Annotated in this window: 24 protein-coding genes; 2 read left to right on the top strand and 22 right to left on the bottom strand. The window is 66.7% G+C overall.

Features of this window, described 5'->3' with window-relative positions:
* Positions 1 to 104: 104 nt before the first annotated feature.
* From U742_RS0120940 to U742_RS0120890, 11 genes are all read right to left on the bottom strand, one after another.
* The gene (locus tag U742_RS0120940) at positions 105 to 869 is read right to left on the bottom strand and encodes an amino acid ABC transporter ATP-binding protein (RefSeq protein WP_029356639.1); all 765 of its coding nucleotides are present in this window, start codon (positions 867 to 869) and stop codon (positions 105 to 107) included.
* A gap of 11 nt (positions 870 to 880) precedes the next feature.
* Positions 881 to 1,954, bottom strand: coding sequence for an amino acid ABC transporter permease (locus tag U742_RS0120935; RefSeq protein WP_051661389.1), 1,074 nt, complete (start codon positions 1,952 to 1,954; stop codon positions 881 to 883).
* A gap of 3 nt (positions 1,955 to 1,957) precedes the next feature.
* Positions 1,958 to 3,121: an ABC transporter permease subunit gene (locus U742_RS0120930; protein ID WP_029356637.1), complete on the bottom strand. Its 1,164-nt coding sequence runs from the start codon at positions 3,119 to 3,121 to the stop codon at positions 1,958 to 1,960.
* Positions 3,122 to 3,188: 67 nt separating this feature from the next.
* Complete coding sequence (locus tag U742_RS0120925; protein ID WP_029356635.1) at positions 3,189 to 4,226, bottom strand: amino acid ABC transporter substrate-binding protein; 1,038 nt, start codon at positions 4,224 to 4,226, stop codon at positions 3,189 to 3,191.
* Between the two features lie 75 nt (positions 4,227 to 4,301).
* Positions 4,302 to 5,252 carry a LysR substrate-binding domain-containing protein gene (locus tag U742_RS0120920; RefSeq protein ID WP_029356633.1) on the bottom strand — a complete coding sequence of 317 codons (951 nt, stop codon included), beginning with the start codon at positions 5,250 to 5,252 and terminating at the stop codon, positions 4,302 to 4,304.
* 84 nt (positions 5,253 to 5,336) lie between these two features.
* A complete protein-coding gene (locus tag U742_RS0120915) occupies positions 5,337 to 6,086 on the bottom strand; it encodes an SDR family NAD(P)-dependent oxidoreductase (protein WP_029356631.1) in 750 nt (249 codons plus the stop codon).
* Positions 6,087 to 6,097: 11 nt separating this feature from the next.
* The gene (locus tag U742_RS0120910) at positions 6,098 to 6,811 is read right to left on the bottom strand and encodes an SDR family oxidoreductase (RefSeq protein ID WP_081853133.1); all 714 of its coding nucleotides are present in this window, start codon (positions 6,809 to 6,811) and stop codon (positions 6,098 to 6,100) included.
* 251 nt (positions 6,812 to 7,062) lie between these two features.
* Positions 7,063 to 7,851 carry a FadR/GntR family transcriptional regulator gene (locus tag U742_RS0120905; RefSeq protein ID WP_029356628.1) on the bottom strand — a complete coding sequence of 263 codons (789 nt, stop codon included), beginning with the start codon at positions 7,849 to 7,851 and terminating at the stop codon, positions 7,063 to 7,065.
* Positions 7,852 to 7,911: 60 nt separating this feature from the next.
* The gene (locus U742_RS0120900; RefSeq protein ID WP_029356626.1) at positions 7,912 to 8,259 is read right to left on the bottom strand and encodes a RidA family protein; all 348 of its coding nucleotides are present in this window, start codon (positions 8,257 to 8,259) and stop codon (positions 7,912 to 7,914) included.
* 12 nt (positions 8,260 to 8,271) lie between these two features.
* The gene (locus tag U742_RS0120895; protein WP_038362284.1) at positions 8,272 to 9,078 is read right to left on the bottom strand and encodes an SDR family NAD(P)-dependent oxidoreductase; all 807 of its coding nucleotides are present in this window, start codon (positions 9,076 to 9,078) and stop codon (positions 8,272 to 8,274) included.
* Entirely contained in the window at positions 9,071 to 9,991 is a 921-nt protein-coding gene (locus U742_RS0120890) for a shikimate dehydrogenase family protein (RefSeq protein ID WP_248310450.1), read from the bottom strand. The genes U742_RS0120895 and U742_RS0120890 overlap by 8 nt, the downstream gene beginning before the upstream one ends.
* 89 nt (positions 9,992 to 10,080) lie before the next feature.
* Here U742_RS0120890 and U742_RS0120885 point away from each other — a divergent pair, with 89 nt between their 5' ends.
* Positions 10,081 to 10,845, top strand: coding sequence for an HpcH/HpaI aldolase family protein (locus U742_RS0120885; protein ID WP_029356620.1), 765 nt, complete (start codon positions 10,081 to 10,083; stop codon positions 10,843 to 10,845).
* A 15-nt stretch (positions 10,846 to 10,860) separates the two neighbouring features.
* A complete protein-coding gene (locus U742_RS0120880; RefSeq protein ID WP_029356618.1) occupies positions 10,861 to 12,078 on the top strand; it encodes an NAD(P)/FAD-dependent oxidoreductase in 1,218 nt (405 codons plus the stop codon).
* A 91-nt stretch (positions 12,079 to 12,169) separates the two neighbouring features.
* On the opposite strand, the gene U742_RS0120875 is transcribed toward U742_RS0120880, so the two are convergent.
* The 11 genes from U742_RS0120875 to urtC form a co-directional block, all read right to left on the bottom strand.
* Positions 12,170 to 13,102 (bottom strand): choline/ethanolamine kinase family protein, encoded by a 933-nt coding sequence (locus U742_RS0120875; protein WP_029356616.1) that lies wholly within the window; start codon positions 13,100 to 13,102, stop codon positions 12,170 to 12,172.
* 13 nt (positions 13,103 to 13,115) lie between these two features.
* Complete coding sequence (locus U742_RS0120870) at positions 13,116 to 14,078, bottom strand: phosphotransferase family protein (protein WP_029356614.1); 963 nt, start codon at positions 14,076 to 14,078, stop codon at positions 13,116 to 13,118.
* Entirely contained in the window at positions 14,075 to 15,361 is a 1,287-nt protein-coding gene (locus U742_RS0120865; RefSeq protein WP_029356613.1) for a Zn-dependent hydrolase, read from the bottom strand. Before U742_RS0120865 ends, U742_RS0120870 begins: the two co-directional genes overlap by 4 nt.
* A gap of 24 nt (positions 15,362 to 15,385) precedes the next feature.
* Positions 15,386 to 15,673 carry a hypothetical protein gene (locus U742_RS0120860; protein ID WP_029356611.1) on the bottom strand — a complete coding sequence of 96 codons (288 nt, stop codon included), beginning with the start codon at positions 15,671 to 15,673 and terminating at the stop codon, positions 15,386 to 15,388.
* Positions 15,674 to 15,678: 5 nt separating this feature from the next.
* The gene (locus U742_RS0120855; RefSeq protein ID WP_197028304.1) at positions 15,679 to 16,377 is read right to left on the bottom strand and encodes a tetratricopeptide repeat protein; all 699 of its coding nucleotides are present in this window, start codon (positions 16,375 to 16,377) and stop codon (positions 15,679 to 15,681) included.
* A gap of 5 nt (positions 16,378 to 16,382) precedes the next feature.
* Positions 16,383 to 17,483, bottom strand: a complete 1,101-nt coding sequence (locus tag U742_RS0120850; RefSeq protein WP_029356608.1) for a Rieske (2Fe-2S) protein — start codon at positions 17,481 to 17,483, stop codon at positions 16,383 to 16,385.
* 73 nt (positions 17,484 to 17,556) lie between these two features.
* Complete coding sequence (locus U742_RS0120845) at positions 17,557 to 19,953, bottom strand: N,N-dimethylformamidase beta subunit family domain-containing protein (protein ID WP_029356607.1); 2,397 nt, start codon at positions 19,951 to 19,953, stop codon at positions 17,557 to 17,559.
* A gap of 133 nt (positions 19,954 to 20,086) precedes the next feature.
* Positions 20,087 to 20,527, bottom strand: a complete 441-nt coding sequence (locus tag U742_RS0120840; protein ID WP_029356606.1) for a hypothetical protein — start codon at positions 20,525 to 20,527, stop codon at positions 20,087 to 20,089.
* 190 nt (positions 20,528 to 20,717) lie between these two features.
* On the bottom strand, positions 20,718 to 21,416 hold the full coding sequence (gene urtE / locus U742_RS0120835; protein ID WP_029356605.1) for an urea ABC transporter ATP-binding subunit UrtE: 699 nt from the start codon (positions 21,414 to 21,416) through the stop codon (positions 20,718 to 20,720).
* A gap of 2 nt (positions 21,417 to 21,418) precedes the next feature.
* Positions 21,419 to 22,165 (bottom strand): urea ABC transporter ATP-binding protein UrtD, encoded by a 747-nt coding sequence (urtD, locus tag U742_RS0120830; protein WP_029356604.1) that lies wholly within the window; start codon positions 22,163 to 22,165, stop codon positions 21,419 to 21,421.
* Positions 22,166 to 22,171: 6 nt separating this feature from the next.
* On the bottom strand, positions 22,172 to 23,275 hold the full coding sequence (gene urtC / locus U742_RS0120825) for an urea ABC transporter permease subunit UrtC (RefSeq protein WP_029356602.1): 1,104 nt from the start codon (positions 23,273 to 23,275) through the stop codon (positions 22,172 to 22,174).
* Positions 23,276 to 23,320: the final 45 nt, after the last annotated feature.

Genomic DNA, 23,320 nt, shown 5'->3' with positions numbered 1-23,320 from the left:
CCGGGGCGGGCCATGGTGAAATCAAGAAATCCGGCCCACAGGAAAGTTCTTCTTTATTCCGCAGGGTTGGGCCGGAGCATCCGGAAGCGGCGCACCCTTCGCCCTCAATGGTTCAGTATCTGCGCCAAGAACTGCCGGGTGCGCTCATTGCTCGATCCGGCGAAGAACTCCTCCGGAGGCGCCTCCTCGATGATCTCGCCGTGGTCCATGAAGATCACGCGGTCGGCGACACGGCGTGCAAAGCCCATCTCGTGCGTCACGCAGATCATCGTCATGCCGTCGGCGGCGAGGGTGACCATCACGTCCAGCACCTCGGAGATCATTTCCGGGTCGAGCGCCGAGGTCGGCTCGTCGAAGAGCATGATCTGCGGCTGCATGCACAGCGCCCGCGCTATGGCGACGCGCTGCTGCTGGCCGCCCGAAAGCTGGCCCGGATATTTCGAGGCCTGCTCGGGAATGCGCACCTTCTCCAGAAAGCGCAGCGCGGTCGCCTCCGCCTCGGCGCGCGGGAGTTTGCGCACCAGCATCGGCGCCAGCACGCAGTTCTCCAGCACGCTCATGTGCGGGAACAGGTTGAAATGCTGGAACACCATGCCGACCTCGCGGCGTATCTCGTCGATGTTGCCGATGTCGTCGTTCAGCTCGGTGCCGAGCACGACGATCCGCCCGCTATTGTGTTCCTCGAGCCGGTTGATGCAGCGGATCATCGTCGACTTGCCCGACCCGGATGGTCCGCACACGACGATCTTCTCACCGCGTGCCACGCTGAGATCGATGTTCCGCAAGGCGTGGAAGCCTCCGTAATATTTGTTCATGGCCTCGATCCTCAGCGCGAGAGCCGGGGAGTGAGACTGGGCGAGGGCAGCCATGCGACGCGTCCCTATCGTTCGCCGACCGACATGCGCCGTTCGAGGAAGGCGCCGTAGCGGGACAGGCTGAAGACGAAGATGAAGTAGATGAAGGCGATGAAGGTGTAGACCTCGACATAGGCGAACCGCCATTCACCGGTTCCGTAGGCGGCATTGCCCGAGGCGAGGATCTCGAAGAAGCCGACGATGACCACGAGCGAGGTCTCCTTGAAGGCGATCACGAACTGGTTGATCGTCGCCGGCAGGGCGTTGCGCATCGCCTGCGGCAGCAGGATGCGGCTGATGCGGTGCCAGTAGCCGAGGCCGAGTGCCATCGCGGCTTCTTCCTGCCCGTGTGGGACGCCCTGCATGCCGCCCCTCACGATCTCCGCCTGATAGGCCGAGAAGAACAGCGCGGAGCCGACGATCACCCGGTACAGCTTGTCGCCCTGCAGCCAGTGCGGCAGCGCGAACGGAAGCACGATGGCGAAGGTGAAGAGGATGGAGATCAGCGGCAGCGAGCGCACCGCATCGATGATGAGGCCGGTCGTGCTGGATATCCACGGCAGCTCGGACCGGCGCAGCAAAGCGAGAACGATCGCCAGCGGAAAGCCGATCAGGCAGGTCGCCACGAAGATGAAGAGCGTCAGCGCGAGGCCGCCCCACATCTCCTCGCCGACATGGGAGAGGCCCAGCACGCCGCCCTTCATCAGGATGTAGAAGGCGCTCGTTCCGGCCAGCCAGATGGCCGCGATGCGGCGCCCCGTCCAGAAGGCGGGGATGCAGGACAGCACGGTCATCGCCACCACGACGGCGCAGGCCAGCGCTGAGCGCCACTGCTCCTCATAGGGGTAGAGGCCGAACAGGATGATCCGCCAGCGCGCCGCAATGACCGACCAGCAGGCCCCGCCCGCCGCCTGGCACGCCTCGGCGCCACCGGCGGTGCCGAACACGGCGGAGAAGAGCGCCCAATCGAGGAGTTTCCAGCCCAGAAAGGCGATCACGCCGAGGCAGAGCAGCGATATGAGCGACTGCAGGGAACTGGCGAAGAATCGTCGCCGCAGGTCTTCCACCATGCCGGGCATCGGCGGAGCGAGATCGGCCATGTCCTAGCCCCGTAGCTGATTGCCCTTGAGGGCAATCGCCTTGTTGATGCGGTTGAACACGGCCGCAAGGCTGAGGTTGATCACCAGGAAGCCGGCCATGAGGATGCCGATCGCCTCGATGGTCTGGCCGGAATGGTTGATGGTGAGGGCGACGATCATGAAGAAGTCGGCGAAGCCGACGGCAATCCCCAGCGTCGTGGCCTTCATCAGCCAGATGTACTGATTGGCGAGGATCGGCAGCATGGCCCGCAGGGCGAGCGGCAGGCGGATGCGGGAGAAGACCTGCCAGGGCGTCAGGCCGAGCGAATTGGCGGCCTCGACCTGACCCTTGCTCACCGCGTTGAAGCCGCCGCGCACGATCTCGGCGATATAGGAGCCGCCATAGATCGCGATCGCCACGACCAGCGCGGTGAATTCCGGCGGGATGCGGAGACCGCCCTGCAGGTTCAGCCCCTTCAGTGCCGGCAGGTTCAGCAGCGGCGTATCCGGCAGACGGCCGAAAGACAGAATGAGCACGGCGCATGCGAGGGTGGCAGCAGCGGCCGCGAGCTGAATGGAGCGACGCTGATCCGGAGTCTTGCCGAAGCGCGATGTCTTGCCGACCCAGATCGGCAGGGCGATCGCGGCGACCAACGCCACCGCGGCCCCCAGAAGCGCGAGGCCGTGGACATTGAGGGAGGGGGTGTAGACTCCGCGACTGGTCAGCACGAAGCCCCACGCCTCATGCGCGCTGCGCGGGGAGGGAAGGTGAGTGATGACCGCGTTCCAGAAAAACACCTGAAGGATCAGGGGAATATTGCGGAACACGTCAACATAGGAGCGGCCGAGCAGTCGGGCGAGATCGTTCGACGATGTCCTGGCGAGCCCGACGACCGCTCCCACCAGCGTCGCGGAAACGAGGCCGAAGCTTCCCAGGAACAGCGTGTTGATGATGCCGATCAGGAAGTACCACCAATAGGGGTCGGTCGGCGAAGCCGGCAGAAGCGAGAAGGTCACCTCCCAGCCGGTTGGCTTCAGGAGGAAATCGAAGCCGGAGGTGATGCCCTGCGCCGCGAGGTTCTGCCGCGCGATGAGGAAGCCGGCGAGAACCAGCGAACCCAGCGTGCCGACATAGAGCACCTGCAACACTGCGTTGCGGGCCTTCTGATTTCTCAGCAGGCTTCCCATCAACCGACTTCTCCGGAAAGGGAACGACGGCTCCACCCGATGTCGACCGGGTGGAGCCGGAGCGCGCTCAGTCGATGACCAGCGGGAACAGGACGCCGCCATTATTCCAAAGGTTGGTCAGGTCGCGGTCCATCTTGTAGGGGGAGTCCTTGCCGAGATCGCGATCGAAGATCTCGGAGTAGTTCCCGACCTTCTTGATGACGTTGTAGGCCCAGTCGTCGGACAGGCCGAGGCCCTTGCCCATGCCGGGCGTCGCGCCGAGGAACTTGGCGACCTGCGGCGAGGTGGGCTTGGCCCGGAGCTCGTCGACGTTCTTGGAGGTGATGCCCTCCTGTTCGGCGAACAGCAGCGCGGTCAGCGTCCAGTTCGCGATGTCGACCCAGTTGTCGTCGCCCTGCCGCACGATCATGACTTCCGGCTCGACGGCCAGGACGTCGGGCAGCAGCACGTGCTCGTCGACCTTGCCCTTGGCGACGCGGGCGATGGCGAGCACCGGCCCCCACTGGGCGTAGAGATCGCAGCGCTTGGAGAAATAGGCCTGCTCCAGCTCCTCGGTCTTCTCGATGACGACGGGCTGGAGCTTGATGCCGATCTTCTGGGCGTAGGCCGCGACCTGCTGCTCCTGCGAGGTGCCGGCCGGAATGCAGATGGAGCCGCCGTCGGCGTCCTTGAGCGTCTTCAGGTTGAGTTCCTTGTGCGCCATCACCTTGGTGGTGCCGAGGTAATAGGACATCGAGAACTGCAGGCCGAGCTCGGTGTCGCGGCTCAGCGTGCCGCCGGACGCCTTGATGATGATGTCGACGTCGCCGGACTGCACCGACGGCCAGCGCTGCGCCCAGCTAATCGGCACGATCTTCAGCTTCGACGGATCGCCCAGGACGGCCGTTGCTACGGCGCGGCACAGGTCGATGTCCATTCCCTTCCAGTTGCCCTTGTCGTCGACCTCGGCGAAGCCGAGATAGGAGCCGTCGTGGCCCGTACAGTTCAGCACGCCGCGCGCCTTCACGGCGTCGAGCGTCTTGCCGCCGGCGGCTTCCGCCGACGGGGAGATCTGCGTGAGACCGAGCGCCAGGGCGGCGGCCGCACCCCATTTGAGAAGCTGCATGTTCCGTTCTCCACTCTTGAAGTTGTTCGGTTTTCCGGTTGTTGGGGCGCTGCCGCCCGGTTCGCAAAGCGGTCGTCAATCGGGCCGGCGGGTCAGGTCGGGGAGGGGCGCGATCTTCAGGTCGCTTCCCCAATCCTGCTGAATGAGCCAGCGATGCAGGGCCGCGACGGCCTTCACACGCAGATGGCCCTTGGGCACGATGAGGTAGAAGCCCGGGATCTCCTCCGGCGGCATGTCGACGAGGGCGTCGCGGCCGAGCGGCGCGACGAGTGCGCCGGAGCGCAGATCCTCCTCGGCGTCGATCACCGAGACCAGCCCGACGCCGATGCCCTGCAGCGCCGCGCGCCGCATGGTGGCGGCGTCGTCGAAGCCGATGCTCCGGTCGCTGTCGGCCTGCTGCACGCCGAGATGGCGCAGGATGTCCGGCCACAGGCGCTTCGACTTGACGGTGTCGAGCAGCGTGAAGCGCGTCAGGTCCTGCGCCGATCTGATCTGTTCGCCGATCTGCCGCGTGCAGCAGATGATCTTGGGGTCGGGAACCAGCAGGATCGTCTCGTAGTCGGACCAGCCGCCATAGCCCCACTGGACGGTCATATCGATGTCGTCGCGGGCGAAGTCGGGCAGATCGACCATGGTGGTCAGGCGCAGGTCCGCACCGGGCAGGATCTCGCGGAACGAGGACAGCCGCGGCAGAAGGTAATGCGTGGCGAAATACGGGCTTGCATTTAGGTTGATGCGGTCCCGGTAGGTGGTCTTGGTGACCCGGCGCACCCCTTCGGCGAACTCGTCGAATCCGGCCTTCACGTAGTGCGACAGCAGGATCGCCGACTCCGTCGGCTCGATCGAGCGACCCTTGCGCTCGAACAGCGTCACCTGGAGGATGTCCTCCAGAAGCTTGATCTGCTGGCCAACCGCCTGTGGCGTCACCAGCAGCTCATCGGCCGCGTGGCGAAAGCTCTTGTGCCGCGCGACCGCGTGGAAGACCCGCAGCGCGTTCAGCGGGGGAAGACGCAGCTTTCCGGTCATTGCCTCTCCCACCCCGTCCCGCTTCAGGACACCATCGATCACGCGAACAGACGGAACACCGCCGCCGAATGGCCGCGCCGGCCGTCAGGCATAGATGTAACCGCCTGACACGATGACGTTTTCGCCGGTCATGTAAGTGTTCTTCGGCCCGCCGGTCATGAGCACCCACTGGGCGATCTCGGTCGGCTGCGCGCCGCGCCCGAGCGGGCTCGCCTTGGCGAGCTCCTCGAGGAAGCCGAGCTGGCGCGCGCGCTCGGTCGCCATGCCGGCCGGGGCGACGGAATTCACCAGGATGCCATCCTTGGCGACGTGATGGGCGACCGAACGGGTCAGGCTGACCACCGCGGCCTTGGTGGCGGCGTAGTGGGCGTTCTGCGGATGCGCCTTGAAGGCGTCGACCGAGGTCAGGTTGACGATGCGCCCGCGCACCTGGTCTTTCGGCTCCTGGGACTGCATGTGCCGGATGGCGGCAACCATCATGTGATAGGTGCCCTTGATGTTGATACCGTTGGAGGCGTCCCACTCCTCGTCTGTGATTTCAAGGATGGGGCGGCGCGGATAGATCGCGGCGCAGTTGACCAGCGTGTCGATGCGCCCGAGCTGGGCGGCGACGGCCTCAAAGGCAGCATGGCACTGGGGACCGACCTGGATGTCGCATTCGGCGACCGCCGTCGGCAGCCCCTTGGCGCGCGCCGGCTCCAGCGCGGCCTCAGCCGCCGCGCGGTTGATGTCGATGATGCCGATGGCGGTCGCACCGTCGTCGACCGCCATGCGGGCGAGCAGAGCGCCGAGCCCGGAGCCGCCGCCAACGATGAGCGCGGAAAGTCCCTGCATTGTCCTTAACCTCACTTGCTGCCGCTCGGCGTGGTCGGGCGGGTGGGCATGATGTCGAAGCGGGTGACGTCGGCCCATTGGGGCAGGCTGAGGAGGGTAACGACCATGCTGGCGACGTCCTCGGGCTGGACCGCGACGTTGCCGGCGTACATGGCGGCGCGCGCCTTGGCGTCGAGAATGTCCTTGTAGAGCTGCGTCTCGACGCGGCCGGGTACGATCTCGGTGACGCGGATCCCGTAGGGCGAGAGATCGGCCCGCAGGGCGGCGGCGAAGCCGGCAAGGGCCGCCTTGGTGGCGGAATAGACCGCGACGTTGGGAAACGGCGCATGGGCCGCGGACGAGCCCGTGAAGATGACGTGCCCCGACTGCCGCTCGCGCATCTGCGGCACGACCAGCCGCGTCAGGAGGATCGCCGCGCTGAGATTGATCTCCAGCGCGGTGTCGATGTCCGACAGCTTCATGTCCGCGAAATTGCCGAGCGGCGGCATGATGCCCGCATTGTTGATCAGCACGTCGATGTGCAGATCGCTGACGATGGCCTCGATGGCCTCGCGGTCGGTGACATCGACGGCGATCGGCGTGATGCCCGGGCGCTCGGACCGCAGTTCCTCCAGCGCGGCCTTGCTGCGGCCGATGGCATAGACCTCGTAGCCGGCCTCGCTCAGCGCCAACGCCATCGCCCGGCCGATACCGCTCGTCGCACCCGTGATGAAGGCTGTGGTCACGTGGGCTTCCCCAATTGTTCCGCAGACGAGTGTGTGGCTTCCGTCGGCGACGGCAAACCAAGAAAACCCCAGAGATTCGAAAGATAAGCTTTCCAATCCCTCCGGTGCGCGAAGAACGGCGCGCGGTCGGCGGGCTCGCGCCAGCGCCGGAGAAGCCTTGGCTCTTGCTGAAAGTCGGCGGCCCCGGATTCCGGTGGCAGGGCCGCAGCGGATGGGTGCGGCGACAAACCTGGCTTTCGCGCGCCGCGCGATCACTTGTCGACGCGGGCCGGCCTTTCCAGATCGGCGAAAAGAGACGCAGCGGTTGCCTTCTGGTCGCCGCCCGCCGCGTCGATGCCGGATGCCAGAGCGAGCGCGCGCACGCGCGCAAGGCTGTTGGTCAGATGCCCGCGCATGGCCCGTCGCGCCGCGCGCGCATCCTGCTTCTCGATCGCCGTCACGATCTGCCGATGCTCGTCGTGGATGCGGGCATAGTAGGTCTCCTTAAACTCTGCGGCCACGATATGCCCGAGCTGGAAGCGCGGCACGATGATGGGGCGCAGATACGTCAGGAAGCCGTACATGAACTCATTGCGTGCGGCCTTGGCGATGGCGAGGTGGAAATCGTAGTCGTAGTGGATCTGGACCGCGTCCGGGTCCTCGTGCCGGGCATCGACCTGTTCCATCAGCGCGCGGATGCTGCTGGCCTCCGCGGACGTCCGGCGCTCGGCGCAGAGTCCCGCCGCCTCCACCTCGACGCTCAGGCGTAGTTCCAGCAACGAGATGGTTTCCGGCAGCGTCCTGAGCGCCTCCTCCGGTATCGAGAAGTTGTGCGGCGCCGGTGCCTCGCTGACGAACATGCCGCGCCCCTGCTGCGGCACCACCACGCCTTCGGAGCGCAGGCGCGCGATCGCCTCGCGCACCACCGTGCGGCTGACGTCATATTCGGCGCAGAGCTCGGCCTCGGTCGGCAACTGGGCGCCGGGCTGCAAGCCGCCGGAGCGGATCTTCTCGCTCAGGCTTTCGGCGACCATGGCGGAGAGCGGCTTGCGCTTCGTCATCGCGTTCCCTTCATCCTGTCAGGCGCGGATGGACGATGTTGCGCCGATCGGCAAGCCCCTTCAAATCGCGGCCGTGACGATCAGCTCGACGAGCATGCCGGGCTTGGCCATGCGGCCCTCGCCCGAGGAACGCGCCGGCGCGTGTTCCTTCGGCATCCAGGCGTCCCACACCGTGTTGACCTCGTCGAAGTCGCGCACGTCATCCAGCCACATCTGGACGTGCAGGATCCGCGTTTTGTCGGTACCCGCCTTGGTGAGCAGCGTGTCGATCTTGCCGAGCACCTCACGCATCTGCGCGGCGGCGGATTGCCCCGGCGTCGCGACCTGCCCGGTCAGATAGAGCGTCCCGTTGTGGATGACGCCGTGGTGGATGCGGGTATCGAACTCGAAGCGCCGAATGTCGTTCACGGGTCTCGCCTGTCATGTCGTGGGGGTGGGGCGGATCGGATTGCCCTGCAGATATTGCGCGTAGGGCGCCTGGACCAGCCAGCCGGCATCGACCGGCAATGTCACGCCGGTGATGGAGGCCGCGCGTTCCGAGCACAGGAACAGCGCGGCTTCTGCGACGTCCCGCGGGTCGACGAAGCGGCGCAGCGCGGTGGTCGCCTGAATGGCCTCGGGGTTGCGCTCGCCCTTGGCGATCTTGGCCTTCAATCCGTCGGAGAGGGTGTAGCCGGGCGCCACGGCATTGACCCGCACGCCATGCGGTCCGAGCTCGGCGGCGAGTATCTGCGTCAGCGCCAGCACGGCGTGCTTGCCGGGCGTATAGGCCGGCAGCGACAGTGGTGCGAAGGAGGCCAGCGAGCCGACATTGAGGATGGCGCCGCGGCCGGCGCCCGACATCAGCCGGCCGAAGACCTGACAGCCCAGCAGCGTGCCGCGGTAGTTCACGCGCCACATCCGCTCGTCCTCGTCGAGGTCCTGATCGAGCACGTGCTTGCCGCTCTGCAGGATGCCGGCGCAGTTCACGACGACGTCCGGCACCCCGAACGCCGCCTCTACCGCCTGCGCCAGCGCCTCGACCGATGCGGCATCGGCGACGTCCGTCTCGAAGAACGCCGCGGCGGGAGCGCCCGCGGACAGGCAGGCCGCCGCGACGGCCTCGCCGCGCGCCGCGTTGCGCCCCGAGACCGCCAGACCCCAGCCATCCTCCGCGAAGCGCAGGGCGATGGCGCGGCCGATACCGGACGTGCCGCCGATGACGACAGCCGTGCGCGTTTCAGCCATTGGACCGGCTCCGGCGTTCGATGTCGAAGAATTCGGACATGCCCTGGACCTGGAAATCCATCATCGGGCGGCCGGGCTGGATGCGGCAGCCGATCTCCTTGGCCGCGCGAAGCAGGGTGGTTTCGGCCGGTTCCATGATGATGTCCACCACCGTCATGTCCGGTGTCAGCCTGCTGACGTCGAGGGGGAGGGGGTCGGTCGCCTTCAGCCCGGAAGGGGTCGCGTTGATCGCCATGTCCATTCCGGACGGATCGGGCTCGCCGACGGTGACGCGGCATTGCGGGAATGCCTTGTTCACCAATGCCGCGAGGTTCTCCGCCCGGGCAGAGTCGATATCTGCGAGGCGGATCTCCGCCGCTCCGGCTTCCGCGAGACAATAGGTGAGGGACGAACCGGCGCCGCCGGCGCCCACCTGAAGGATGCGCTGGCCTGCGATCCGGTGGCCGCCCGCCTTCAGCCCGTCGATGAAGCCCACACCGTCGAAATTGTCGGCGTACCAGGTCCCATCCGGCAGCCGGCGGACCGAATTGGCGCTCTGCACCCGCGCGGCACGGTCATGGGCAGCAGCGCATTTGCGGAAGACTGCCGTCTTGTAGGGGACGGAAATGATCACGCCGCGAATGTTCTCGGCCGCGGTGATGCCGGCCCAGAAGGTTTCGAAGTCCTCTGGGCGGCAGCTAAGCGGCACCATCAGGCTGTCGAGGCCCTTGCGCTCGAAAATCTCGTTGAAGATTCCGGGGCTTTTCGCGTGCCCAACCGGATGGGCCAGCATCACGAAGACATCGGCCTTGCCAGTCCCGCGCATCGGTTCACTGCCTTTCGTTCGTGGGTTCGCGTAATCCCGATGGCAGCCGAACTTGCCGGCGCGGCGCTGGCCGAACGCGCGACTGGGGCGCCGCGACTTCCAGCTCACACAACACGTAAAGTGGCTTCCGTCTCTGACTCATACGATATATGACATAATACAAATTTCAATGCGCGCGTTCTATGGAGACCGACGAGATGCAGGAGCGACCCAATTCCCTGAAGGCGGCGGTGACGGCCGGTCGGCCGCATATCGGCGTCTGGTGTTCCCTCGCTTCCGCCCTGACGACGGAGATCGTCGCGGGCTCGGGCGCGGGCTGGGTTCTCATCGACGGCGAGCACAGCCCCAACGACCTGCGCAGCATCATGGCGCAGCTCCAAGTGCTGAACGGCTCCACCTGCGAGGGCGCCGTCCGGCTTCCCTCCGACGATCCCAATCTGATCAAGCAGATGCTGGATGCCGGGGCGCGCAGCCTGATGATTCCCAATGTCCGCTCGGCGGATCAGGCGCGCGCCATCGTCGCCGCGATGAGCTATGCGCCGCACGGTATCCGCGGCTTTTCCGTCGCTCATCGGGCCAATGCCTTCGGCCGCATCGCCGGCTATCATGCCAATGCCCGGCGGGAGCAACTGCTGGCGGTGCAGATCGAGTGCGAGACGGGCGTCGCCAAGGCGGCCGAGATCGCGGCGGTCGAGGGCGTCGACGTGCTTTTCGTCGGCCCCGGCGACCTGTCCACGAACATGGGGGCCATGGGCAATCCCGGTGCCGCGCATGTGCAGGAGGCTATCGCCTCGGTTCGCAAGGCGGCTGCGGCGGCCGGCAAGGCCAGCGGCATTCTGGCGCCGGTGAAGGCCGATGCCGACCGCTATATCGCGGACGGTTTCACCATGGTGGCCGTCGGTTCGGACCTCGGCCTGCTTGCCCGCGGTTCCGACGCTCTGGTCGCTTCTTTCGCCCGCTGAGCTGGAACCTTCGCCATGGCCATTCCTCCCTACAAGCCGCCGGCGCGCGCGGCCTACGACATCGTCATCGTCGGCGGTGCGGTCGTCGGATCCTCGGTCGCCTACTGGCTCAGCCAGGCTCTCGGCACGCGCCTGTCCATCCTCGTGGTGGAGCGCGACAGCAGCTATGAATTCTCCTCGACGGCGCTGTCGACGAGCGCGATCCGCCAGCAATATTCCAACCCGATCAACGTCAAGATCAGCCAGTTCGGCATCGAGATCATCCGCAGCTTCGCGGAGCGGATGGCGCCTTTCTACAAGGACGAGCCGGCCCCCGATCTGGGCTTCAAGGAGCACGGCTATCTCTATTGCTGCTCGCCCGAGGGCGTCGAGGCGGCCAAGGACCGGGTGGACCTCCAGCGCAGCCTCGGTGCTCACACCGTCTTCCTCGATCCCGGCCCGCTGAAGGATCGCTTTCCCTGGCTCAATGTCGAGGACCTCGGCGGTGGCGCGTGGGGTTCGCGCGACGAGGGCTGGTTCGATTCGATGGGCCTGCTCAACGGCTTTCGCCGCGCGGCCCGCGCCTCCGGCGTCGAATATATCGACAATGCCGTGACCGCCCTGTCGGTGACGGGCGGGCGCGTCGTCGCCGTGCATCTGGCGACCGGCGAGACCGTCTCTTGCGGAACGCTCGTCAACGCCGCCGGTCCGCGTGCCCAGCAGGTCGCCGCGATGGCCGGGCTGTCGATCCCCGTCGCGCCCTTCAAGCGCTACAGCTTCGTGTTCTCCAGCGCGACGCCGATCCCCGGCCGGATGCCGAACGTGATCGATCTGTCGGGCACCTTCGTGCGTCCGGAGGGCGAGCTCTTCCTGACCGGAAACACGCCGGTCGACGACGGCCCGGCCGATTACGACGACTTCCAGATGCATCACGAGGAATTCGACGAGCGCATCTGGCCCGCGCTGTGGCACCGCATTCCCGCCTTCGAGGCGCTGAAGGTGCAGCAGAGTTGGACCGGCCACTACGAGTACAACATGCTCGACCACAACGGCATCGTCGGCTTCCACCCGGAGGTGACGAATTTCATGTTCGCCAACGGCTTTTCCGGGCACGGGCTGCAGCAGTCGCCGGCGGTCGGGCGCGCGGTCTCCGAGCTGATCGTCCACGGCGCCTTCCAGACCCTCGACCTGTCGCCCTTCCGCTACGAGCGAGTGCCGCGCAACGAGCCGTTCCTCGAGGAGGCCGTCATCTGAACGATCCGCGAAGGGGCTGCTCGCGCGGAGGCGGCGCGGGCAGCGATTGCCCGCTGCGGGCGGAGACGCGCCGTTCCGACTAGCCGCCGGCTCACAGCGCCTTCAGGAAGGCCGGCCAGCGAGTGTCCTGGATGATCGAGCGCGCCCGCATGTATTTCCAGATGCCGTATTTGTAGAAATCGAAATCCAGGGCCGACACCCGGTTCTGCACCATCGCCCATGTCGACCACTTGATGTCGGCAAGCGCCTTGTGGACGGCAAGGCGGGCGTAGAGCTGCTCCGTGCAGCGGCCGTAATAAATCTCGATCAGCTCCCGCTCGACCGGCTCGGAGAAGAACATCTCGCCGCTCCAGATGGCGAGGTCGTACATCCGGTCATTGTTCGACGCATATTCGAAATCGATGAGCAGGATGGAGCCATCACCGCGCATCAGGAAGTTGCCCGGCATCGGGTCGTTGAAGGACGGCACCAGATCGAGACCGGCGGCCTCCATCGCGGAGCGCGCCATGGCGTATTGCCGGTCGAGCCAGGTGAAGTCCGCCGGCACGGCGCCGCCCAGCTCCGCGACCTGCCGTTTGTGCTCGTCGATCATGTCGAACACCGTCTTCGTCAGCGGCAGCAGCGGCGCCTCGTGGAGGAGGCGATAGACGCGCACCACCTCGGCCCGCACGCCTGAATCGGCGAAATCGCGATTGGTGGAGGGACGGCAATCGTCGAGGAATTCGGTAATCTCGATGCCCCGGTCGGCCAGATGGTCGAAGGTGCACGGGCCGATGCCCAGCATCTCGGCCTGACGGCCGGCGGCGGCCGCGACGTTGCGGTCGATGAACATCTCGGTGCCGCGGCCGGGGATCTTCACGAAGTAGACGCCATAACCCTCCACCTCCACGCGCCAGTTGGTGTTGGAGATGCCGCCGAGCACCGGGCGATAGCCGATCTGCCGGCCGTGCCAGGGTCGCACAGCCGCTATCGCGGCTTCGATGTCGCGTTCAGCCTCGGTACTCGCCATGCCGAGCCGGTTCATGAGCACGCTTCCTTCACAGCGATCGCAGGGCTTCCTCGAAGCCGGGGCGGCCGACCAACATGCGGCACCGCAGGAACCGCCAACTGGCGTATTTGCGGAATTCGAGGCCCCGGCGCGGATGCAGCCGGTCGAGCAGGAGGCTGCGCAGCGCCCAGTAGAGATCGTCCGCCGCCGCATAGGCCCGGCAGCGCTGGAAGGCGCTCTCGCGCACGGCGCCGTCGAACATCTCGAGCGCAGCCCGCATTTCGGTGTCGAACTGGTAGGCCTCGTTCATCAGGGCGCCGAGCTGATAATAGGGGTCCACATTGGCGGCCATGTCGAAATCGACGAGCCGCAATGCCCCGCCGGGACCGATCATCAGATTGGAGGCATGCGGGTCGGCATGCGCCGGTTTCAGGTCGCTGCCGGCCGCGGCGATGGCCTCGCCGATGGCATCGACGTTCTGCTTGAGCCACCAGCCATCGGGAGGAAGACCGGGATCGGCGGGGTCGAAGGCCGCCCACAATTCGCCGATGCCGTCGAACACGTTCCAGTCCCGGCCCAGCGGCGGTCCATCCGCGATGCTCCGATGCGCGACGATCACGCCCGCCATGATGTCCGGCCGGCGAAGGTCGTCGATGCGGGCGACACGCCATCCCTCGCCGAGATGCTCGAACAGGATGGCTCCCTCGTCCCCGGCGACGAAGAGTGGCTTGGGGGCGAGCCCGAGCGAGGATGCCCACCGGGCGGCCTCCGCCGCGGCGGTGACATCCACCAGATGACGGATTTCGGCGACGGCGACCTTCAGGAAGCCGGTGGGCGCCCCCTCCACCACGACCTGATAGGTCGAGGATTCGACGCCGTGATAGGAGGGCGAGGCCACGCCCGGCACGCCGGGGGCGAGCTCGGTATCGCGTCCGGCGAGTATCGGCGCCTTGGCCAGCGCGGCCCTCGCCAGCAACTCCTGCGGGTCCGAGAGCGTCTGCGGCTTGTTCATCGACTTTCCCCACCGTGCCGGATGGCCGAGAGACCCTGCGTCGCCAGCGCCAGAAGCATGTCGGCGAGAATCTGCGCTCCGAATGCCTGATGTTCCGGCGCGGTCAGCTCGGTCGGATGGTGGATGACGCCGCCGACGCTCGGCACCGCCAGTATCAGGGCGGGACAGACCGCCGAGAGGCTCACCGCATCGTGGCCGCTCACGGTATCGAGCGCGATCACCGGTACGCCATGCGCGCTGGCGGCTTTCTCCGCCAGAGCGAGCAGGCCCGCATCCATGCGGCCGGCCGCGCGCCGATCGATCGCACGCACCTCGAAGGCGACATCCGCCCTGGCCGCCGCCGCGCTGATCATCACCTCCAGCCGCTCTTCCGCCTTTGCTAGGATTTCCGGCGAGGCGGAGCGCAGCTCGATGAACAGCAGCGCTTCGCCCGGCACGGTGTTGGGCGAATTCGGGAACACTTCGAGCCGCCCGACCGAGGTGTGCAGCTCGAGCCCGTACTCGCCCGCCAGATCCTTCAGGCCGGCGATGACATAGGCCCCGGCGAGCAGCGCGTCCTTGCGCTCGGCCATCGGGGTCGGACCGGTGTGGGCCTGTCGGCCGATGAAGGCCAGACGGTATTTGGAGGCGCCCCAGAAGCGGGCGAAGGCCCCGAGAGGCCGTCCGGCGCGCTCGAGCACCGGCCCTCCCTCGATGTGGAGTTCGAGAAAGGCGTCGGGCACCGCGACCGTGTCGACACCGGCATAGCCTATGGCATCCAGCGCCTGCGCCACGCTCACGCCGTCCCCGTCGCGGCGCCCGAGCGCCCAGTCGAGCTCGGCGGCGCCGGTGAAGACGCTGGAGCCCAGCAGGCTCGGCTGGAAGCGGGCGCCTTCCTCGTTGGTCCAGTTGACGATCACGAAATTGCAGGCCGGCGCCACGCCGCGCCGCTGCATCTCCGTGCGGACGGCCAGCACCGCCTCGCAGGCGCAGACCACGCCGAGCGCGCCGTCGAAGCGCCCGCCATTGGGCTGGCTGTCGAGATGCGATCCCACCATGACGACCGGCGCGCCTGGTCCGGCGAGCTCCAGCCTGCCGAACTGGTTGCCGATCGCGTCGACGGCCGGCGCAAAGCCGTTATCCCGAAACCAGCCGGCCAGCCAGCCGCGGGCTGCCTTGTCCTCGGGCGAGAGCGCGAGGCGCATCATGGCGCCGCCTTCACCGCCCCCGAAGACCGAGACGGCTTCCATCATCGCCGCGAGCCGCGCCGGGTCGATGGGCGCCCCGGCTGCGGAGGGCGGCATGGAAGCCGCGGGTCCGGCCCGCATTCAAACGGCTCCCTTGCGGAACAGGAACACGCAGCGCCCCTCGCCGCTGCGCTCGGCGGGCGGCACATGGAACTGCTCGGTCATGTAGCGGTAGACGGTGCGCGCCGCCGCCGGCGTCAGCGCCGGCTTCCAGCACCAGATGTCGACCTTCTCGTCGACGGCGTTCTCCTGGAACAGGGCCCGCGGCGCGTCGTCGGCCACGCCAACCTTCCAGTCCGCGGCACGCCCTCCGAACTCCTTGATGTACAGGAGCAGCTCGTACTTGATCTGCTGGACGCTGAGGATCATCGCCATCACCCCGGAAGCGGCATGAGGCGCGCGTGGCGCGAGACGTCGCGCGTGCGGGCGCGCCATTTGTCGACCTCGGCCGCCGCCCGGTTCTTCTCCGCGGCCGACATCTGGGTGACGATCGCCTCCAGCGCCGCGAGCGCCGCGCCGATGCCGTGCTGGGCGGCAAGCGAGAGCCAGAGATAGGCCTGGACGAAGTCCTTCTCGACGCCGATGCCGTTGGCGCAGAGATAGCCGAGCCGCGCCTGCGAGGGGTAATGGCCGGCCTCGGCGGCGCGGCGATACCATTTCGCCGCCGCCTCGTCGTCGCGCGCGATGCCCTCGCCCCTGGAATAGAGCGTGGCCAGATTGTACTGGGCGTAGAGATCGCCTTGCTCCGCGGCACGGGCGAGCCACGCCGCGCCCGTCGCGACATCGCGCGCGACGCCGTTGCCCATGACCAGCATGGCGCCAACATTGGTCTGCGCCATCGGGTTTCCGGCTTCGGCGCCGACCAGATAATGGGCGAACGCCTTGGAAAGCGAGGCCTCGACGCCCTCGCCATGCGCGTAAAGCGCGCCGAGCCAGGTCGCGGCCTCGGCATCTCCCTGCTCGGCCTGCTCGGAGAACAGAGCGAACGCCGTCGTGAAATCCCCGGCATTGTAGGCATGGACCGCCCCGGCGAGCGGGGAGGCGTGATCCGGTTCCATTCGAAGGGACAGCACGGCTATCAGTTCCTCGGATTCTGGTAGATGGGCTGCTCGATCGCTTCGCTCGGCACGCGGGCGACCCGCGCGACGAGCTGCCGCTGGAGCCACAGGCCCTGCGGCACGGTCTGAAGCGGCGGCGCGAGACCCACCGTCTCGGGACGGTGGCTCGCCCCCCAGCGGGAGAAATTGGCGTGATCGGCGACGGCCCGTTCCGCCCGCGCGCGGACCTCGCCGCACCAGCGTTCCAGCTCCTCGGCGTCGGGATTGCCATGGACACGGACGCGGCAAAGCGTCTGGCCGAGCGCGGTGGGCTGGAGAATGATCGCGCAGGTTTCGCCGGCAGCGGCCATCAGAACGAGATTGGGGAAGACGAGCGCCGCGCGGGCGGTCGCGCCGCCTTGCAGCGAGATCTCGGAAAGTTGCCAGACGCCGGTCTCGTCCTCGTCGACCGGCGTGCCCGCCGTCAGGCTCTGGGCGACCAGCTTCCAGTTCGCCGCGAATTCGAGCCAGCGTTCGTCCGAGCAGGCGCCATGGCCTTCGCCGAAAAAGCCCGCGGCGTGATCGAGCGCCGCTAGGCTCGCCTCCGGCGCTGCCGGAAACATGTCGAGATTGACGAAGATCAGCGGCCCCCAGTTGCGGACATGGACGCCGAGCAGCCGCTCGGGCCTCAGGCCGAGATACTGGTGCATCTCCGGGGTGCCGTCGCCGAGCGCGCCCGCCGGAATGGCCGGCCGGTCGCGGCTATAGCCGCAGGAGGTGAAGGAACAGCGCGTCTTCGTTCCGGTCTGGCACTGAAGGGGCACCATCCGGCAGCCGCCGTGCTGCGCCTTGTTGAACCGGCCCCTGAGACCCTGCGGCGTGCGCTGGACATGGATGCCGTGCGTGCCCACGGTGAACGGCAGCAGGTCACCGACCTCGGGTAGTGCCCCCCGAGAGCCGATGCAAATCCAGTCCCGCGTCCAGACCGCCTCGTCCTCCAGATTGGAGAAGACGAGCGAACGATAGGCTTCCGGCGGCAGCACGCGCGCCTGGCCGATCTCGCCGACAGCCGCCGCGTAGAAGTCCGGGCTCGCGAGGTCCTTGCCTTCGTCGACATAGCCGAGGTCCGGCCGGTTGAGCATGTTCGACCCTCCTGCACCTGCACGGTCCTGCCCCGCGCCGCGCGTGCGGCGCGGGGCAATGGTCGATATCCGGTCAGCGACCGGCGGCGACCGGGGCCTCGTAGTCCGCACGTCCGCGATACTTGATGGCGTCGGCGGGCGGAGGCGGCAGCGGCCCGTCCGTCGAGAACCGGTCCAGAACGTTTTTCACCAGCGTGGAGATGTTGTTCTGGCAGTTGTTCCACGGCAGCGAGCCGCAGAAGGCGATGGACGAGAAGGAGAAGGCCGCGCCGCCGTTCGGCGTCTCGTGATAGGCGATGTCGGCGCGCACGCGGGGATGCACCGTGCCGTCGAGGCCCTGCTGGTTGAAGCCGAAATCCTCCATGACGAGGAGATAGGCCTCGGTGTGCCGGCCGGCCGAGGTGGCGACCGCCAGGGTGTGGGGCGGCGAGCCGAGCATGGTGTCGACGATATCGAGCTCGAGGCCGGCGGCGCCGCCGCCGACGAGGCCGAAATTGCCGAGCGGCTCGTCATAGGTGATGCCGTCGAACGCCCAGGAGACGCGCGGATCGAGGCTCTCCGGCGTGCGGCTGAAATAGCTCGATATGTCGAAGCCCTCGGACGACATGCCAACGCCGGCGACCGAGTGGAGGTAGCGCCCGCGATAGCGCCACATGCCGCCGAGCTCGCCCGTGCCCTGATGGTAGTACTCGCCCGGATCGGCGCGCCAGGTGCGGATGCCGGACTCGCAGCGCCGCATCTCGGTGACGACGCCGCGCCCGAGGCCGTCATAGGCCGGGTGATAGGAATGCACCCAGTACCAGGCGTCGGCGCCCATATACATCAGGCGCCCGCCGCGCTGCGTGTAGTTGTGCAGGGCATCGAGCTGCGGGCCCGAATTGTGCTCGGGATGCGAGCCGGTGATGACGACGTTGTAGTTCTCCAGCCGCGCGAGGCCGTCATAGGTGACGTCCTCGTCGGTGACCACGTCGTACTCGTAGCCCATCGTCTCCAGCCAGTAGATGAGGTGGAGGTCGGCCGGGTACTGCCACGGTGCCTGGGCGAGGAAGTGATCGTATTTCGGCCGGATCGACAGGATCGGGCGCAGCCGCGACGACAGGCAGATGCCCGAGCCGTCGGTGTGCGTGTCGTAGATCGAGCCGCCATATTCGCGGTGCTCGGCCAGGAACATGTTCTGCTGCTGCATGATCGGCACGCGGTAGACGAACAGCTCCGCGCCGCCGGCGTTGCAGGCCACATGCTCGTTGGCATAGGCCATGTAGCTGATGGTCGGGACCATCACCGCGATCTTGGACTGTTCCTTGCCGACGCGCGGCACGATCCAGAACGGGACGTAGTCCTCGTCGCCTTCCGAGGTGGTGAGCTTGAGGGCGTAGAAGCGGCTCTTGAGCCCCTCCGCCGGCACCGTCCACTCGACATCGACCTCCCAGCGGGCGTCGTCCACGTCGTCGTCGTGGAAGTGGATCGCGCCGTATTCCTTCTTGGCGAACTTCCAGTCGAAATTCTCGCCGGCCCAGTTGTGGCCGGTCATGGCGCGGGTCGGGCAGTTCACGAGCTGTGCGTCGAAGCGGTAGGGGCCGTTGTCCTTGGCGACGATGGTGTCGATGCCGTCCCAGAAGTCCCAGGCGGCGACGATGGCTTCGGACAGCGCGCCGGTCGGGCCGGAGTTGCGGCGCTCGGTGAGGCCCGGTTGGGCGCCTGCCTTCATCTGCTCGATCTCGAAGCGCGACAGCGCCTTGTTGCAGATGCGCGGGCTGTCGATCTTGCCGTTGTATTTGCCGGTGAACCAGACACCGGCCGGACGCGCCGACTTGGCGAGCGGGCTGTCGTCCATCTTCTCGACATAGGCGGCGAGGGCGACCGGGGCGGCGCTATGCTCGATCTTCGCCGCGACGGTGGTCTTGACCGGCTCGATCACCGGGTCGAGGGCATAGACGATCTGCGGCTCGTGATAGAGCACGACCTCGCCGGTGGTGGCGTCGAAGCTCGCGGCGATGAAGTGCCAGGCGTGATCGCGGATCGGCGCACCCGTCGTGATCCTATGCTCGTTGATGCGCAGCTCGACGAAGCCCTCCTCGTTGATGAAGAGACCATAGCCCTTGCCCTGCGACCACTTGGTCACGAGGCCCTGCGCCCCGTGCTTCCAGTAGCGCGGATGGGTCTTCGGCGTGGTCGGCCAGATCCAGCACTGCAGAGTGAAGCTGTCGACATGGAACTGCGGCGCATCCACGACATAGCCGTAGGAGCCGCCGTGGATGATCTGCTTGCGCCCCTTATAGGTGCCGTTGCAATCCGCCGCGATGAACTTCTCGATGAAGCCCGGCCCGCGCGGGTTGGTGTCGCCGTTGATCATGTGCACGACCTCGGCCTTGAACTCGGCCGGGCCGTCGCAATTGACGTAGAACTTGATCTTGTCGCCGGGGTGGACGCTGAATTTGTCAGCGTAGCCAGTCAACCGCATGGCGCACATGGCATTCTCCAGTCCTTGAGACTTGCGCGAGGCAAGCAGCCGCCGTTCGCGCCCTCGCTCGAAGGCGCGCTTTCAATCGATCGGGAAAAGGCGGAGCCGGACCGACTGTCCGGCCCCGGAGGGGAAGCGGGCGTCAGGTCACCGGCCAGTTGTCGTCCCTGCGCTTCCACCCCTCTCTGAAGTGCTCCGGCATGCCCGCCGTCTCCGGCAGCTCGTCGAGCCGCATCAGGAAGATGTCGTGCTGGATCTCCTGCTCGTCGGTGTAGACCTTGTCGTTGACGAATTCCGGCGGCACGCCGCGGATGCCCGACAGGCGGCCGATGCGCCACTCGGCGTCGACCTTGGTGCAGATGACGACGAGCTTGCCCTTGGGCGACTCGCCGCGCATGCGCAGCAGGACACGGCGGAGCACCGGATTCTCGTGCACGCCGCCGGTGACGACCGTGGTGTCGCCGGGCGTCTCGCATTTCAGGACCGAGAAGCCGGCGACGCCCTTCATGGAGTCGACGCATTCCCGATGCTCACGGATGAGCGCCTCGCGCTCAGGCGTTCCCTTCTTTGGAATAGGGATCATGACGACCTCGCTTTTTGGAAGAGCGCCCCTGCCCCGGAGCGCAACACATCAGTCGGCCAGCAGTTAAAGGCCGATCATGCTCAGTAACGACGATGCGTCACCAAGATTTTTTACGATTCAAAATCTACAGTAACGCGCCGTATCGGTCAATACTAAAGAATAAAGTTTTCTGCTCAGGAAACTAAACTCGTCAGATGGTCATGTGCTCTTCGACGAGCTCGTCGGTCATCTCCGCGATGGCGCCGCGGGCGACGACGCGGCCGTTGTCGACCATCAGGAAGGCGTCGCCGAGCTTGCGGGCCACCTTGATGTGCTGCTCGGTCAGGATGAGGCTGATGCCGAGCTCCCGGTTCAGCATCTGCAGGATCTCGCCGATCTCGTGGACGATGTTCGGCTGGATGCCTTCCGTCGGTTCGTCCAGCAGCAGCACCTGCGGCCCGACGGCGAGCGCGCGGGCAATGGCGAGCTGCTGCTTCTGGCCGCCGGACAGCAGTCCGGCCCGCCGGTCAAGGTTGTCGCGCAGATAGGGGAAGATGCGCAGGCAGATTTCCGGAATCTCCGGCGCCTTGTCCTTGCGGGCGAAGGTGCCGAGCAGGATGTTCTCCCGCACCGTGAAGTCCGAGAGTATGCCGCGCCCCTGCGGCACATAGCCGATGCCGTAGGTCGCGCGCTGATAGGGGGCCTTGCCCTCGATCGCCTCGCCATTGATGCGGATCGAGCCGGTCGAGCGGTCGGTCAGCCCCATGATGGTGCGCATCAGCGTCGTCTTGCCGACACCGTTGCGCCCGAGCACGCACAGGCACTGCCCCTTCTCCATCTCGAAGGAGAAGTCGCGCAGGATGCGCGTCGCGCCGTAATAGGAGGAGACGTTGTCGAAGTTGAGCAGCATGGTCAGGCGGCCTCCTGCTCGCCGAGATAGACGTCGCGCACCCGCGGGTTGGCCTCGATCTCCTGGATCGAGCCCCGCGCCAGCAGCGAGCCCATGTGCATGACGGTGACGACGTCGGCGATCTCGCGGACGAAGCCCATGTCGTGCTCGACCACAATGAGGGTCGTGGTCTGGCGGAGTGCCCTGAAGATGCGGGCCGTCTTCTCGATCTCGCTCTCGGTCATGCCGGCGATGGGTTCGTCCATCAGCATGAGCCGCGGCTCCTGCATCAACACCATGCCGATCTCCAGCCACTGGGTCTCGCCATGGGAGAGGATGCCGGCGCGCTCGTTCAGCCTGTCGGTGAGGCCCGCGAGCGTTGCGATCTCGTCGAGCTTCTGGTCGAGGCCCGGCGCGCGGAAGCGGAACAGGTTCCAGAACGGATTGGTCTGCCGGCTATAGGCGACGGTAAGGTTCTGCCGGACCGTCAGGTCGCGCAGGACCGCCGGCACCTGAAACTTCCGGCCGATCCCGGCGCGGGCGATGACGTGCTCGTCGAGGCCGGTGATGTCCTGGCCCGCGAAGACGACCCTGCCGGCGGTCGGCTTGATGCGTCCGGTGATGAGATCCATCGTCGTGGTCTTGCCGGCCCCGTTCGGGCCGACGAGGCAGCAGAGCGTGCCTTCGACGACTTCGAGACTGAAGTCGTCGATCACCTTGATGGTGTCGAAGCTCTTGGAGAGGTTGTGGATTTCGAGAAGTCCCGGCATCGGCCTTTACTCCGCTGGAACCGGCTTGGTGCCGTTCGACTGCTCCGGGGAGGCGCCGTTCTTCCGGGTCGAGAGCAGGCCGAGGGCGGCTTCGAGCAGGCTCGAAAGACCGTTCGGCAGGAAGCGCACGATCACGATGAAGAAGGCGCCCAGGATCAGCAGCCAGGTGGAGAGGAAGGTGTCGCCGAGATAGCTCTGCGCGCCCTGGATGACGAAGGCGCCGACGATCGAGCCGATCAGCGACAGCCGCCCGCCGATCGCCGCCCAGATGACCATGGAGAGACTGAAGCCGACATCGAGCTGAGCCGGCGACACATACTGCACCAGCATCACCCACAGGCAGCCGGCGACCGACGCGATAAGGCCGGCGACCGTGTAGATCATCGTCTCGTAGCCGGCGACGCTGTAGCCGAGGAAGCGCACGCGCTCGGCATCGTCGCGGATCGCCTGGGTGACGAGGCCGAACCAGCTCTGGGTGATCAGCTTGGCCAGCACGGCGGCGATCAGCAGCGCGAAGAACACGCACCAATAGGCGAGCGGGCTGTAGGGATCGACCTCGATGCCGGCGAACTGGAACGGCGAGGGCGGGGTGATGCCGTTGACGCCGCCGGTATAGGGCTGCCGGTCGAGGATGATCGTGTAGAAGGCGGACAGCATCGCGAGCGTCATGATCGCGAAGAACGGACCCGAGACGCGCGCGCGGAACATGATGCCGCCGAAGATCGCGCAGAACAGCGTCGGCACCGCCACCGCGAGGATCAGCCCCAGCATGGTGCTCTGGAAGGGCTGCCAGAGCAGGGGCAGGTAATCCAGGCTGTTGTTCAGCATGAAGGGCGGGATCGGGTTCGATTCCGTCTGCGTCTGCATCTGCATGGTCATCGCCATGCCGTAGGCGCCGAGACCGAAGGCGATGCCCTGCCCGAGATTGAGGATGCCGCCAAATCCCCAGCACAGGCTGATCGACAAAGCGAGCATGCCGTAGACGCCGTAGGTGGCGAGCTGGTTCAGCAGGAAGTCGTCGTCGATGTTCAGCGGGATGGCGGCCAGGGCGGCGAAGAACGCCGCATAGGCCACCCACTGCGCCGTCTTGTTGTGATAGAGATTTCCCATGGCGCCTCAGCCCGCGTCCCGCGTGATCTTCAGGTTGCTCTTCCG

This window comes from Allobosea sp. 117, from assembly GCF_000702305.1.
Classification (GTDB): Bacteria; Pseudomonadota; Alphaproteobacteria; order Rhizobiales; family Xanthobacteraceae; genus Ancylobacter.
Note: the sequence above shows the minus strand (reverse complement) of the source record. Positions and strands in the feature narration are given on the sequence as shown.